Raw genomic sequence first — 14,180 nt, forward strand, 5'->3', positions numbered from 1 at the left:
GCCGGGGAGTCATTGTGTCGCGATTCTGTCCGGGTCAGGACAAACGCCCGTGGCAATGCTTGAACTTCTTGCCGGACCCGCAGGGGCATTTGTCGTTCCGCGAGGGGTTGCCCCAGGTAGAGGGGTCGTCCTCGACGAAACCCGGACGCGCGTCGCCCGAAGCATCTGCTTCGGCGATAGCTTCGGCCTGCTGGCCTGCCTTTTGCATCTGCGCCTGTTGCGCCGCCATCTGCGCCAGCATCTGACGTTGTTCCTCTTCGGTCAGGGGGCGGACACGGGCCAGTTGTTGCGTGACCGTTTCGCGAAGGGTGTCCAGCAGCGTTTCGAACAGCTGAAAGCTTTCGTTTTTGTATTCGTTCAGCGGATCGCGCTGGGCATAGCCGCGGAAACCCACGACCGAGCGCAGATGTTCCAGCGTCACAAGATGTTCGCGCCATTTGCTGTCGATGGTCTGCAACAGAACCTGCTTTTCGATATTGCGCATGTTCTCGGGGCCGAAATCGACGGCTTTCTTCGCCATCATGTCATCCGCAGCTCTGGTCAGACGTTCACGGATTTCGTCATCGTCCACGCCTTCCTCTGCCGCCCAATCCTGCACGGGCACATCGATATTCAGGCCTTCGACAACAGCTGCATGAAGGCCATCCGTATCCCATTGATCGGCGTAGGTTTTCGGCGGCATATACTGGTCGATCAGGTCGTCGATCACTTGTTCGCGCATGTCTGACACGATCTCGGACAGGTCATCGGCAGACATGATTTCGCGCCGCTGGTTAAAGATTACCTTGCGCTGATCGTTCATCACATCGTCGAATTTCAGGATGTTCTTGCGCATGTCAAAGTTGCGGCCTTCGACCTTGGCCTGGGCGCGCTCAAGAGACTTGTTCACCCAAGGGTGCACGATCGCTTCGCCTTCTTGCATACCAAGCGTTTTCAGAACTTTGTCCAGACGTTCGGACCCGAAAATGCGCATCAGGTCGTCTTCGAGACTCAGGTAAAATGCCGTGCGACCGGGATCGCCCTGACGACCTGAACGACCGCGCAGCTGGTTGTCGATGCGGCGGCTTTCGTGCCGCTCGGAGGCAATTACATACAGGCCGCCGGCGTCGAGTACCTTTTGCTTCTCCTCAGAATGGCGCGCCTCTTCGGCCGCGCGCAATTCTGCAGGATCAGCGTCGGGGTTTTCCGCGATGGCTTCAAGCACCTTCAGTTCGACATTGCCGCCCAGCTGAATGTCGGTACCGCGTCCCGCCATGTTGGTGGCAATGGTCACCGCGCCCAGACGTCCTGCTTCAGCCACGATCTTGGCTTCCTGCTCGTGCTGGCGGGCGTTCAGAACGTTGTGCTGAATGCCATCCTTGGTCAGAAGCTGGCTGAGCATCTCGGACTTTTCGATCGAGGTCGTGCCGACCAGTACCGGCTGGCCTTTGGCGTTTGCCTCTTTCACCTCGTCTATCATGGCACCGTATTTCTCGGCGGCCGAGCGATAGACCTGATCGTCTTCGTCCAGACGGGCGATTGGCCTGTTGGTCGGTACTTCGACAACACCAAGACCATAGATTTCGGCGAATTCCTCGGCCTCGGTCAGGGCGGTACCGGTCATGCCCGCAAGCTTGTCATAGAGCCGGAAGTAGTTTTGGAACGTTACGCTTGCCAGCGTCACGTTCTCTGGCTGGATGGCGACACCTTCCTTGGCCTCGATGGCCTGGTGCAGACCCTCGGACAGACGACGGCCCGGCATCATGCGGCCGGTGAACTCGTCGATCAGGACAACATTGCCGTCACGCACGATGTAATCCTTGTCCCGCTGGAACAGTTTGTGCGCGCGCAGGCCTTGGTTGACATGGTGCACGACAGTGGTGCTTTCGGGATCATACAGCGAATGGCCTTCGGGGATCAGTTCAGCGGCTAGCAGTTGCTGTTCCAGAAACTCGTTACCCTCATCGGTAAAGGTCACATTCCGGGACTTTTCGTCCATGGTGTAGTGATCATCCTGCAGCGACGGGATCAGGGCGTCGATTGCGGTATACAGATCCGAGCGGTCCTGTGAAGGACCCGAGATGATCAGCGGTGTCCGCGCTTCATCAATCAGGATCGAGTCCACCTCGTCCACAATCGCAAAGTTGTGCTGTTTCTGGTAAACCTCTTCCAGATCCGCCTTCATGTTGTCGCGCAGGTAGTCAAAACCCAGCTCGTTATTGGTGGCATAGGTGATGTCGCAGGCGTATGCGGCCTTCTTCTCGGGATCGGGCTGCCCCGACCAGATCACGCCGGTGGTCATGCCCAATGCCCCGAACACCTTGCCCATCCATTCCGAGTCACGCTTGGCCAGGTATTCGTTTACCGTGACAATGTGCACGCCCTTCCCGGTCAGTGCGTTCAGATAGGCGGGGAAGGTGGCGACAAGTGTCTTGCCTTCGCCCGTCTTCATTTCCGAGATATTGCCCTGATGCAGGAAGGTTCCGCCCATCAGCTGTACGTCGAAGGCGCGCAGACCCAGAGCGCGCCTTGCCCCTTCGCGTACGTTGGCAAAGGCTTCGGGAAGCAGATCATCCAGGCTTTCGCCATCCAGCGCACGTTTGCGCAATTCAGCGGTTTTTTCGATCAGACCCTCATCCGACAGTTTTTCGAACTCTGGTTCCAGCGAATTGATCTTTTCGATCAGGGGGCGGGTCGCCTTGATCTTGCGGTCGTTCGGTGTTCCGAACACCTTTTTGGCGAGCGTTCCGAGTCCCAGCATGTTCACTCCAGCGGATCTGTTCTTGTCTTGGTTGCGACAGGCTTGCCCACCTTGCGCGCAACCCATAGATACGGGGGGTGAAAGGCGGCCCTGTCCAAGGCTTCAAGGCGATGTAAGCGGCAGGCCAGAGAGTGTCAACGTCGCGCCCTGTCGCGGCAAAGAAATAGGATGAATCCATGCCCAAAGGCCTCACTTTTCTGCCATCGCTGGCACTTGCAGCAGCGATGGCGCTGCCCCTTGCCGCCGAAACCAAGCCGGATGCCGACACCGTGGTCGCGCAGGTTAATGGTGATGCCATCACTTTGGGTCACATTATCGCAACCGCTGCCAACCTGCCGCAGCAGTATCAGCAGCTGGAAGACAAGGTTCTGTATGACTTCATCCTTGAACAGCTTGTACAGCAGCACCTGCTGAGTCAGGTGCAGGGTGATGATGTTTCCAAACTGGTCGCTCTGACATTGGAGAACGAGGAACGGTCGCTGCGTGCGGTTCAGACCATCGAAGAAATCACCGAAAGTGCCGTGACCGAAGATACCATTCAGGCGGCTTACGACGCGCAGTTCGCCAATTTCGAAGGCGAAGACGAATTCAACGCTTCGCATATCCTTGTTGAGACCGAAGAAGAGGCACAGGCCATCAAGGCGGCGTTGGACGATGGTGCGGATTTTGCCGAAACGGCAAAGGAAAAATCCACCGGTCCGTCCGGTCCAAATGGCGGCGAGCTGGGCTGGTTCGGCAAAGGGGCGATGGTGCCAGAATTCGAACAGGCGGTGCTTGCACTGGAAAAGGGTCAGATTTCCGAGCCGGTTCAGACCCAGTTCGGCTGGCATGTTCTTATCCTGAACGACAAGCGCAAATCCGAAGCGCCGGGACTTGAGGCCGTGCGCGGTGATATCGCCAGCACCATTCGGCAGGAGGCCATTCAGGCCCGTATCGATGAACTGACGCAACAGGGTCAGGTCGAACGCCCCGAACTTGAAGGCGTCGGGCCCGAAGTCATCCGGCAACTGGACCTGATTCAGGAGTAACGCCCTTGGCCGCTGCACCCAAAGTTTCCCCGCTGGCACCGGCGGAATTTCCCGAACTGCCTGTCATTGAAGGCGTCCGCTTTGCCACGGTTGCGGCGGGCGTACGCTATCAGGGCCGAACAGATGTCATGTTGGCGGTGATGGACCCGGGCACTTCGGTGGCCGGGGTTTTCACCCGCTCAGCCACACGCGCCGCGCCCGTCCTGGATTGTCAGGACAAGATCGGTGGCTCCAGTGACGGGCCTGCTGCAATTCTCGTCAACTCGGGCAACGCCAATGCGTTTACCGGGCATTACGGACAGACCTCGGTAACCGAGGTGACACATGCCGTGTCCCAGGCGACCGGAGTTGCAGTCGAACGGGTCTTGACCTCGTCAACCGGCGTGATCGGAGAGCCACTGCCGCATGACCGCATCGTTGCGCAGCTTGAAGCGCTGAAATCGAGGCTCAGCCGCCACGCGATCGAGGACGCGGCGCGCGCCATCATGACCACGGACACCTTCCCGAAAGGGGCCAGCGCACAGGTCGATATTGATGGCAAAACAGTCTCTATAGCGGGGATTGCCAAAGGTTCGGGCATGATTGCGCCGGATATGGCGACGATGCTGGTCTATATCTTTACAGATGCGCAGTTTGAACAATCTGCACTGCAGGCCATGCTCGGTGCGCAGACGGATCGTACCTTCAACTGCATCACCGTCGACAGCGACACGTCAACTTCGGACAGCCTGCTTTTGTGCGCGACGGGTACCTCGGGCGTCGACGCCACCGGAAATGCAGCGTTTGCCGAGGCGCTGGAAAGCGTGATGCTGGATCTGGCGCAGCAAGTGGTGCGCGACGGCGAAGGGGCCACGAAATTCGTGGAAATTCGTGTGACCGGCGCTGCTTCGGATGCGGATGCCAAAGTGCATGCTTTGGCGATTGCCAATTCACCGCTGATCAAAACAGCCATCGCGGGCGAAGACCCGAACTGGGGCCGTGTGGTCATGGCTATCGGCAAATCCGGCGCACAGGCGGATCGGGACCGGTTGAGCATCTCGTTTGGTGACATCTTGGTTGCTGAAAATGGCTGGGTCAGCCCCAAATACCGCGAGGAAGAGGCCGCCGCCTATATGAAAGGCCAGAACCTTGTGATCGCTGTAGATCTGGGGCTTGGCGAAGGGGCATCCACAGTTTGGACCTGCGACCTGACCCACGGTTATATCGAGATCAACGCGGATTACCGGTCGTGAAAACCATTCTGGTATCTGCCGTTGCTCTGATCGACGTCGATGGCCGGGTGCTGCTGGCGCAGCGCCCGGAAGGCAAGTCCATGGCCGGGCTGTGGGAATTTCCCGGTGGCAAGGTTGAAAACGGTGAAACCCCCGAAGCAGCCCTGATCCGTGAGCTGGACGAAGAACTGGGGATCGGCACATGGGCTTCATGCCTTGCGCCGCTGACCTTCGCCAGTCACAGCTATGACGATTTTCACCTGCTGATGCCGCTGTTTGCGTGCCGCAAGTGGGAGGGTATCCCCCGGTCAAACGAGGGGCAGGCCCTGAAATGGGTGCGCGCGGCGGATTTGCGGAACTACCCAATGCCCGCTGCAGACATACCGTTGATCCCGATACTGCGCGACTGGCTTTGACGATCCGAGTTCAGCATTTTTATTGGTCGGTGGTGCGGGCGGTGGGACTCGAACCCACACGGCGCTAAGGCCTTCGGATTTTAAGTCCGATATGTCTACCATTCCATCACGCCCGCACGCGACAGGTGTCCTGCTACTGCTTCCTAACTTGCTGCGGAGGCTATTGCAATCAGCCCGACAGCACATTCACTTGGTAAGAAAGTCAGGGCTGGATGCAACAGTTTCGTACAAGTCGCAGTCATCTTTGTAGTATGCGCCTAGGATGTCGACCGATGATGTCGACAGATGTTCAATCCCCAGATGTTTGTAGGTCGAGTTGCGCCTTTTTTGATCCTGAACGGCGCCGCCAAAATTTCTTCCGATTGTAAAGTCGGGCACTCCAAACTCTGAAAGGAGGCTTTGCAGCTGTGCGTCAAGCCTGCCAAAATCGACTGCGAAATCGCAAAACTTGAAGAAATCCACCTGTGGAATGAAATGGCCGTCCGACAGGTTGGGGTTTGCGCGTAACAGTTCGAACTTCTTTTCAACCCAAGCGTTCAGCTTGTTTTCGTCATAATCATTGGTTTCGTGTTCGTGCCGAAACTGGCTGATCACCCGCTCATACGGATTTCGAATGACACAAAAGCCCTTGAACAGAGTCTTTTGAGGATAGTGCCAACGCGATACCCCGAGATCGTTCCTCTCAAGCGTTCTGTCGAACCTGCCCCAGAAGATTCCTCTTTTCAGGGCAGCATTCTCAATCGACGAGCCGGCGGCCTTGGGTATGTGAAGAAAGCTCAGCCTTGCCTTTGGAGTTGAATTTTTCAGCAGATAGATTGTCTTCTTTTCCAGATCTTTGTTGTTGGTATTTTTGCGCGTTTGCTTGGCAACTTTTGATGATCTGAATTCGTCCCATTCGGCATAAGGCTGGCAGTAGCTGTTGATCTTGTTGTCCAGTTCCCTTTTCGTGTCCTGGTTATTTTTCATAACCTCGTTCCAAAGGTAGAACATCCAGAAGTAAGGGATCACATTTCGGTCTTCACAGTATGAGAGGAAGTCCAACCCTGTGCCTTCCCGTGACACCAGATCATCCCGCTTATTTGCGATGGCATTGTGCAGGACGGGCATATTTACGGTTGCAAGACCGTTTCTTTCCTTCCCAAGGAAGCGCAGGATTTCTTCCAGAAGCTCGCGAATGACAGGATGCCCCTGCCGGGACGCCAAAAACCAAGACACCAACTGCCTGTCAGGATGATCCGGCGGTTGCCTGAAGCAGAAAAGATCCCGTTGTTCTTTAGGGAGCCAGGTCGAAATGGGCTCGACACACAACGTCGTCGAGTCGACCCAAACGCCACCAAACCGATACAGCAGATACACCCGAAGAAGGTCGGAAAACGAAGCTTTCGTCAGTTTGACGAAAGGAAAGCAATTTGCATCTGCCGCAAAGTCAAACCCGACGATGGATTTCAGCTTTTCGTCATCTAGGAAAACTACCTGGAAGTCCGGATTCTTTTCCACCCACAGCTTGTAGGAATGCAAGACAATATCCGGAGCCGAATTGAGACCGGAATCCCAGTAAATCCAGATCGTATTTTCCCTGTTTTCCGAGGGGTCCACTTCCGGAATTTCAATAATATTTCCGGTGACTTCGGGAATCGCCTTCGCAATGTCCACTATCTTTTCAAAGTGATTACCGACCTCGGTTTTAAGACCCTTAATTTTCTGGGAAAGTGCTTCTTTTTCTTTTTCCACCCGATCCAGTTTCGGGGCAAATGTTCTATTTTCATTTTCCGCACGTTCCGCCCGGCGGGAAAGACTATCAGTGACGTTTTCCAACTGCTGTCTTGTATCCGCGATGGTTTTCTTGCGGGCACGGCTTGATTTCCTGTGGTGAACTGCAAGCCAGATTAACAAAGTCCAAGGCAGAAACACTGCAACTGCAACTGCGAAATTCATCAAAGAGTCTGTCGCTTTCTTCAAGTCTTCTGATTTGACCGAATGTGACCCGGTCAGACTGCAATGCCACAGATAGTCATGTTCTCGGTACCATAGGTATGAGCCAACTCGACGCAATGGGCGTTCTTGGGTCTTACCCGGCCAGTTTGGCCTTTGTCCACTGCTGTTTCGTAACCTGCCCGAGCAGGACCCAACAAATCGGATTGCTCCGTCCGGACCAGGGTGCGTTGCAGCCGGCTGGGGAACAATTACGCGCGATGGTTTGTGTTCATGGTACTTCGACGCGCCTTGTTTCCACTGCAGCGTGGTACCCGTCGCCAAAGGAGTGGGCTCTCACACCGAAAGTTCCGCGGTGGTCAAAACCGGTTCGCCCCGTAAGGAGCAAGGTGAAGGCGTGCTTCAGCCCCTGATACAATGTCAGCAACCAGCTCTGAGGTTCCGGCCGCCTGAGTCAGCCCAAGGTGTCCGTGCCCGAAGGCATAAATCACGTTGCCAGACCGCGGAGATGGTCCGATCACCGGCAAACTGTCAGGCAATGAAGGCCGAAATCCCATCCATTGCTTGCCCCCCGTCGTGTTCAGACCGGGCAGGAATTGTGCGGCTTTTGCAAGCAACGTACTGGCCCGGTCAAAATTTGGCGGCAATGTCAGCCCGCCCAGCTCTACCGCACCGCCGACCCGCAATCCGTAACCAATTTTTGTGACAACAAAGCCGTGGTTTCCAAACGTAAGTTGTGTACGCAACGAGAAGGCCTGACCGGGTAAGGTGGTGTTGTAGCCGCGTTCAGTTTCCAATGGGATATTGTCTTGCAGACTGCGGGCCAGATAATGAGACCACGCTCCGGCGGCGACGACAACTTTACTGGCCTTGAAACTGTCCTTTGCGGTGAGCAGTGCGACCTCATCCCCCTGAATTTCCAAGGCGTTGATTGTGGCAATCTCGATTGTTCCGCCCATCGCCCGAAAGCAACCGGCCAAATGCTCGGTCCACTTCAAGGGGTCCGTCACGTTCATCCAGTCAGGAGTATATACGGCATGGGTGAAGCGCGGATGGATGCCTGGTTGTATCTCGGCGATTGCGTCGCGACCGTTCAGGATGTCGAACACGATGCCATGTTCCTTGCGCAGCTGCCATCCGGGAAGGCTGTCGCGGAATTGCCTGCCCCCTTCGTAAAGCTGCAACTGACCTTCGCGCCGCATCATCTTTTCGCCGTTAACCGCCGTGATCTGGCGTTCAAGCGCGGCTTTCGAGTGATCCATCAGGCGGGCTTGCGCGACAACGGAGGCTTTGTAGCGGTCAGGCCAGCTGGCGCGCCAGAACCGTAGCATCCAGGGTGTGATTTTGCATGCGTATGACGGTGGCACAGATAGAGGGCCCAAAGGATCGAACAGCCACTTTGGCGCCTTGCGCATGATGCCCGGCGCCGCCAGAGGTTCGATGTCGGTAAAAGCAAATGCACCAGCGTTGCCCTGTGATGCCTCAGCTGCGACGCCCTTGCGGTCCAGAACACATACATTCAGCCCGCGCATCTGCAGGGCAAGCGCTGTACTGATGCCAATAATTCCGGCCCCTATGACGATGACGTCCTGTTGCTGCATCCTGCGTTTGCTTTCTGCGCTTTGCCTGCTCGGTTTCTGAAGGATCCCTAAATCCTGATCCCGGACCGGAACGGGTCTGCATCGCCAAAGATCAGTCGGGCTTCGGCTGTGACAAAAGCCTGACCCGTGATGGTCGGGATAACGCCCCCTTGCGGACCCGGCTGATAGGACAGGCGATAGGGGCTGCCAATCACACTATGCTGAACGATCTCTTCGCCCGGTTGCAGTTGACCCTGCGCTGCCAGACAGGCCAGCCGCGCCGACGAGCCGGTGCCACAAGGAGAGCGGTCATAGGCATCGTCCGGACAAAGTACGAAGTTTCGGCTGTGTACTCCATCAACAGGTGGGGGGCCCTGAAAGATCACGTGATCTATGGGTTCGCCCTTTTCACCACCAATGCCTGCAGAATTGGCCGCATCGCGGATTGCGATTCCCAGATCGGTCAAGGCGCGGATGTTGCCGGGTTCGACCGGGATCGGGCTGGGGTCGAGGATGTAGAACCAGTTGCCACCATAGGCGACATCCCCGGTCACTTGCCCATGTCCAGGTACGTCCAGCGATACGGCTTGTGCGATCTGGCGGCTTTCAATGTTGGTGAGGGTAACTGTGTTGGCATCAGAAAGCGCGACTTCGACAATGCCCACCGGGGTCTCGATCCGATGCGTGCCTGGACCTATCCGCCCGAGATGCGCCAGCGTTACCGCCACCCCTATCGTGCCATGCCCGCACATGCCAAGCACCGCGCCCGCGTCGAAATAGATAACACCTGTGACGCATTCCGGGTCCGTAGGTTCCACCAGAAGGGCGCCGACCATGGCGGGTTGACCGCGCGGTTCAAGCATGACCGAAAGGTAGAAATCCTTGTGTTCGTCGGACAGGCGCCGCGCACGTTCTGCCAATGATCCCGAGCCAAGATCGGGGCCGCCATCCAGGATCACCCGGGTGGGTTCTCCGCCGGTATGGCTGTCGATCACATGCATTCGGCTATTACTCCGCCTTGCGCGGACCAGTCGGCGAACCACTTTCGGAACAGGGAATATTGTTGTTCGCAATAATTGCGCTGGGCGTCGGACAGCGCGTCGGTTTCGACAAAATGCAGGCGATATTCCTCTTCACCGTTCAGGACGAGCAGGTGTTTGTAATACAGCACCAGATCGGTGCCTTCGTCAAAGCTGGCCAGAACACCGAATGCTTCTTCCAGTTCGCGGGCCCGCAGCCGGGCCTCGGCGTTTCCATCGGCCGCTTTCTGACACAGGGCGGCCAGCAACAACGCTTCTTTGGGCAGGGCGGTTCCGATGCCGGTGATGGACCCGGTCGCCCCGCAATTGACAAAGCCGTGATACACCTCGGTATCGACCCCGACCATCAGCGTGACCTGATCATCCTTGCTGGTGATGTGCTCGGCGGCATAGCGCAGATCGTCCTTGCCGCCGAATTCCTTGAACCCAACCAGATTGGGATGTTCTGCCCGCAAGGTAAAGAACAGCTCGGCGCGTGTGGCAAAACCGTAGACCGGGCTGTTGTAGATGATCGCGGGCACATCTGGGGCCGCCGACAGGATCGCCTTGAAGTGGTTTTTCTGCGCGGCAATCGACTGGCCGCGCGACAGAACTCTTGGAATAACCATCAAACCGGCGGCACCAACTTTCTGAGCGTGCGCTGCAAGGGCTACGGCTGATTTCGAGTTGATCGCACCGGTCCCGACCACCACGGGCAGGCCCGCATTAACCAGACGCTCGACACCGGTCATGCGCTCCTGATCTGTTAACAGCGGCCAGTCCCCCATCGAACCGCAATACACAACGGCGGACATACCGGCATCGATCATTTCACGACCTTTTCTGACAAGGGCGTCGTAATCCGGTGTTCTGTCAGCGGTGCAAGGGGTCATTAGCGCTGGCATGGTTCCGGTGAAAACGTTGTCCTGCATGTGTGCCTCTGTTGGTTTGCTCGGTTGTCAGTTTGTGACGGCGTCTGTGCGTCCAGATAGAGTGCCGTCACGGGTTCTTCGTGCAATATGGGATTTTGTATCCAAAATCCACAAGAAAAGAAAAAGGGCGTGAATCGATGATCCACACCCCTGTCTGTGGCGGCTTGTAAACCGTTACAGTTTGACGGGTTTGCCCGAGTTGACAGATTCCAGCGCGGCCTCGGCCAGACGCAACGCTTCCAGCCCGTCTGTTCCGCTGGGCATAAGGGGCCGGCCCGAACGCAGGCCGGAAATAAAGGCGTCCAGTTCGGCTGCGTAGGCATCGATATACCGGGTCATGAAAAAATCGTGCAGCGGCGGGCGGGCGTATCCGTCTTTTGTGGCCACCTCGATCCCGACCGGACGCTGGTTTTCCGCGTGTACCATGCCCTTGGAGCCATGAACCTCGATCCGTTGATCATACCCGTAGGTGGCCCGGCGCGAATTCAGGATTGTCACCTGCCGCCCGCTGGCCGTGGTCAGCAGAACCGTGGCAGTGTCATAGTCCCCAAGTTCGCGAACGCACGGGTCGACCAGCGTCGAGGCGGTGGCAAACACCTGCGTAATTTCTTCGTCCAAAAGGTGCCGGGCCATGTCAAAATCATGGATGGTCATATCGCGAAAGATGCCGCCCGAGACGCTGATATAGTCAGACGGCGGCAGCCCCGGATCGCGCGAGGTGATTGTCACCTGCTCGACATTACCGATCCGGCCTGTGTCAATCGCCTGTTTCAACGCGGCGAAATGAGGGTCAAACCGGCGGTTGAAGCCGACCATGAGTGGTGTACCGGCTTCTGCGACGGTTTTCAGACAGGCTTCGACGCGGGGCAGGCTCAGGTCCACGGGCTTTTCGCAAAATACAGCCTTGTTTGCGTGGGCAAACCGCTCGATCAGATCGGCATGGGTGTCGGTGGGTGTGCAAATGATGATTGCATCAATGTCGGCAGCGCCTTCGATCTGGTCGATCGTGCGGGTTTCACCGCCATATCTGTTTGCCAGCGCTTCCGCAGCCTGTGCCGAAGCATCGGCAATGGCAATCAGTTCTGCGTCGGAATTGGCGGCGACGGCTTTGGCGTGAACCTGCCCGATGCGGCCTGCGCCCAGAATGGCGATACGTAGTGTCATGACAAACCTTTCTCAGATCGAAACGCGGGCGCCGGTTTGTGGGGACCGTGCCATGGCGTGGATAACTTTTTCGAATTCCAGCGCGGCGGTGAAATCGGGATAGGCTGTGCGCCCATCGGAAATGGTTCCGAGCAGCTCGGCGGCCTCGATGATTTTCAGGTCGTTGAAACCAAGCTGATGTCCGGGTGCCGGGCAAAAACTGTCGTATGGCTCGTGCTCGGGTCCGGTGAGGTTGGTCTTGAAACCCTGCTCCGCCCTGTCCCCTTTGTTCTGATAGATCTGCAACTCGTTCTTTCGTTCCTGATCAAAGCAGATCATGCCGTGCGTGCCGTGCACTTCCCATGCCAGTCGGTTTTTGCGGCCCCAGGCGGACCGTGACGTGGACAATGAGCCGTGAACGCCATTGGCAAAGCGCACCAGCGCGCTGGCGGCATCTTCGTTTTCCACTTGGCCGATGCCTGATCCATCCGGAAGCGGACGCGTGGCGTGCACCGTTTGAATGTCAGCTACCAGGTTGTCGATTGGGCCCACGAGGCCATAGGCCATCGAAACCAGGTGACAGCCAAGATCACCTAGCGTTCCTAGCCCGGCATCTGCCAGACGGGCCCGCCATGTCCATGGAGGGTCCGGATCGGCCTGATAATCTTCGTCCACCCAGCCGCGAAAATGTACCAGTTGGCCAATTGCGCCGTCGTCGATCAACTGTTGCGCCAGCTTGAATGTTGGATTCCGAACGTAATTGTATCCGACAAGGGTGACGACCCCGGCCTTGCGCGCGGCCTTTTCCATTTCTGCGGCGTCTTCCAGTGTCAGTGCCATTGGTTTCTCACACCAGATATGTTTGCCAGCGGAGATTGCGGACAATGCGACAATGCCATGTCCTTATGCATCTGATTTGGCGTGGTGACCGAAACGATGTGAATGTCTGGATCATCCAGCATTAGACGCCAGTCGTCGACCGCTTGTTCGAACCCGAATTGATCTGCCATCGCGCCGGCCTTTGAAAGCGGCGTGTCGCACAATGTGCGCAGCCGGATCGCGGGAAGATTGCCCATGACGGCGCGCGCATTGCGATAAGCCAGCGCATGGGCTTTGCCCATAAATCCGGTCCCAATCAATCCGATGCCCAACGGCGTGCTCATCTTGATCTCCCGTCTTGTCGTTTGCGAAAGCTCTATGGAATATTTGTTCCATTATCGCTATCGTGATCTGCAAGCATTCTGTCAAGAACAAATGGACCCCTGATGCACGACCTGCCCGCACCAAAAAGTGTCGAAGCCTTTCATCACCGCCTGCGCGAAATTTCCGATACGCTTCCGAAGCGAATGAAACAGTGCGCGGAGTATCTTGCGGCGCATTCCGACAGGATCGCGCTGGGGACTGTGGCCGAAATGGCAGCGGGCGCACAGGTGCAGCCATCCGCGATGATGCGGTTTTGCCAGATCATGGGCTTTTCCGGCTATTCCGAAATGCAGAAACTATTCCGCGAGTCGGTAGCCCAGGGGTTTCCTGATTATGCCAGCCGCCTTGCAGCCTTGCGCGAACGTGGTGCCGGCAGCCCTTCGGCCCTGCTGGCCGAGTTTGTAGATGCGGGTCGTATGTCTTTGGAAAACCTTGCAAATACCGTGGATTCCCGCGTTCTGGACCAAGCGGTGGCAAAACTGGTGCAGGCCGAGATGATACATGTCATTGGCTTGCGGCGCGCATTTCCCGTGGCGTCGTATCTGGCTTATGTCTTTGAAAAGATGGAAATCCCGGCAATGTTGCATGACAGCGTCGGCAACCTGAACCATGTACATGCCGTTCGGCCGGGTGATGCGCTGATCGCCATTACCTTTGCGCCCTATTCCGAAGAGACGGTGGCGCTGGCGCGTGAAAGCGTTGCGCGCAAAGTTCCTGTTGTTGCGATTACGGATACCGGACTAAGCCCCCTCCAAATGCAGGGCGTATTGTCCTTGTCAGTGGCCGAAGTCGATTTTGGCGCGTTCCGCGCGCTATCTGCTACCTTGTCGCTGGCCGTGGCACTGGCTGTCTCCGTTGGTGCGGGAAGGAGTTCCTGATTTTGGAATTTAGCTATTGATTATTACTACTTTGGAATGTTTATTCCATACATGGTGCTTTGCGGACCTTTACCGTTCGAAGCCCGCGCAGAAAACGA

12 protein-coding genes and 1 tRNA gene are annotated in these 14,180 nt (G+C 56.8%); 4 read left to right on the forward strand and 9 right to left on the reverse strand.

Annotation, left to right across the window (positions count from 1 at the left end; translation table 11 throughout):
- Nucleotides 1–34 precede the first annotated feature (34 nt).
- Nucleotides 35–2,740, reverse strand: a complete 2,706-nt coding sequence (gene secA, locus ACR0NA_RS17450) for a preprotein translocase subunit SecA (RefSeq protein WP_480452561.1) — start codon at nucleotides 2,738–2,740, stop codon at nucleotides 35–37.
- Nucleotides 2,741–2,916: 176 nt separating this feature from the next.
- Between secA and ACR0NA_RS17455 the strand changes: the two genes are divergently transcribed.
- From ACR0NA_RS17455 to ACR0NA_RS17465, 3 genes are read left to right on the forward strand one after another with little or no spacing between them, the layout of a single operon-like run.
- On the forward strand, nucleotides 2,917–3,768 hold the full coding sequence (locus ACR0NA_RS17455) for a peptidylprolyl isomerase (protein WP_480731069.1): 852 nt from the start codon (nucleotides 2,917–2,919) through the stop codon (nucleotides 3,766–3,768).
- A gap of 5 nt (nucleotides 3,769–3,773) precedes the next feature.
- Nucleotides 3,774–5,000 carry a bifunctional glutamate N-acetyltransferase/amino-acid acetyltransferase ArgJ gene (gene argJ / locus ACR0NA_RS17460; protein ID WP_480731071.1) on the forward strand — a complete coding sequence of 409 codons (1,227 nt, stop codon included), beginning with the start codon at nucleotides 3,774–3,776 and terminating at the stop codon, nucleotides 4,998–5,000.
- The gene (locus ACR0NA_RS17465) at nucleotides 4,997–5,395 is read left to right on the forward strand and encodes a (deoxy)nucleoside triphosphate pyrophosphohydrolase (protein ID WP_480452557.1); all 399 of its coding nucleotides are present in this window, start codon (nucleotides 4,997–4,999) and stop codon (nucleotides 5,393–5,395) included. The genes argJ and ACR0NA_RS17465 overlap by 4 nt, the downstream gene beginning before the upstream one ends.
- Nucleotides 5,396–5,425: 30 nt before the next feature.
- On the opposite strand, the gene ACR0NA_RS17470 is transcribed toward ACR0NA_RS17465, so the two are convergent.
- The 8 genes from ACR0NA_RS17470 to ACR0NA_RS17505 form a co-directional block, all read right to left on the reverse strand.
- Nucleotides 5,426–5,511, reverse strand: a tRNA-Leu gene (locus tag ACR0NA_RS17470).
- 70 nt (nucleotides 5,512–5,581) lie between these two features.
- Complete coding sequence (locus ACR0NA_RS17475; RefSeq protein ID WP_480731074.1) at nucleotides 5,582–7,354, reverse strand: capsular polysaccharide synthesis protein; 1,773 nt, start codon at nucleotides 7,352–7,354, stop codon at nucleotides 5,582–5,584.
- Nucleotides 7,355–7,686: 332 nt separating this feature from the next.
- Nucleotides 7,687–8,928 (reverse strand): NAD(P)/FAD-dependent oxidoreductase, encoded by a 1,242-nt coding sequence (locus ACR0NA_RS17480; RefSeq protein ID WP_480731076.1) that lies wholly within the window; start codon nucleotides 8,926–8,928, stop codon nucleotides 7,687–7,689.
- A gap of 47 nt (nucleotides 8,929–8,975) precedes the next feature.
- Nucleotides 8,976–9,908, reverse strand: coding sequence for a 4-hydroxyproline epimerase (locus tag ACR0NA_RS17485; protein ID WP_480731078.1), 933 nt, complete (start codon nucleotides 9,906–9,908; stop codon nucleotides 8,976–8,978).
- A complete protein-coding gene (locus ACR0NA_RS17490; RefSeq protein WP_480731080.1) occupies nucleotides 9,899–10,858 on the reverse strand; it encodes a dihydrodipicolinate synthase family protein in 960 nt (319 codons plus the stop codon). Before ACR0NA_RS17490 ends, ACR0NA_RS17485 begins: the two co-directional genes overlap by 10 nt.
- A 174-nt stretch (nucleotides 10,859–11,032) precedes the next feature.
- Nucleotides 11,033–12,022: an inositol 2-dehydrogenase gene (iolG, locus tag ACR0NA_RS17495; protein ID WP_480731082.1), complete on the reverse strand. Its 990-nt coding sequence runs from the start codon at nucleotides 12,020–12,022 to the stop codon at nucleotides 11,033–11,035.
- A 12-nt stretch (nucleotides 12,023–12,034) separates the two neighbouring features.
- A complete protein-coding gene (locus tag ACR0NA_RS17500; protein ID WP_480731084.1) occupies nucleotides 12,035–12,841 on the reverse strand; it encodes a Gfo/Idh/MocA family protein in 807 nt (268 codons plus the stop codon).
- Nucleotides 12,832–13,164, reverse strand: coding sequence for a Gfo/Idh/MocA family protein (locus ACR0NA_RS17505; protein ID WP_480731086.1), 333 nt, complete (start codon nucleotides 13,162–13,164; stop codon nucleotides 12,832–12,834). Before ACR0NA_RS17505 ends, ACR0NA_RS17500 begins: the two co-directional genes overlap by 10 nt.
- A gap of 102 nt (nucleotides 13,165–13,266) precedes the next feature.
- On the opposite strand from ACR0NA_RS17505, the gene ACR0NA_RS17510 reads away from it, so the two are divergent.
- On the forward strand, nucleotides 13,267–14,082 hold the full coding sequence (locus ACR0NA_RS17510; protein WP_480731088.1) for a MurR/RpiR family transcriptional regulator: 816 nt from the start codon (nucleotides 13,267–13,269) through the stop codon (nucleotides 14,080–14,082).
- Nucleotides 14,083–14,180 lie beyond the last annotated feature (98 nt).

This window comes from Ruegeria sp. C11, from assembly GCF_056537725.1.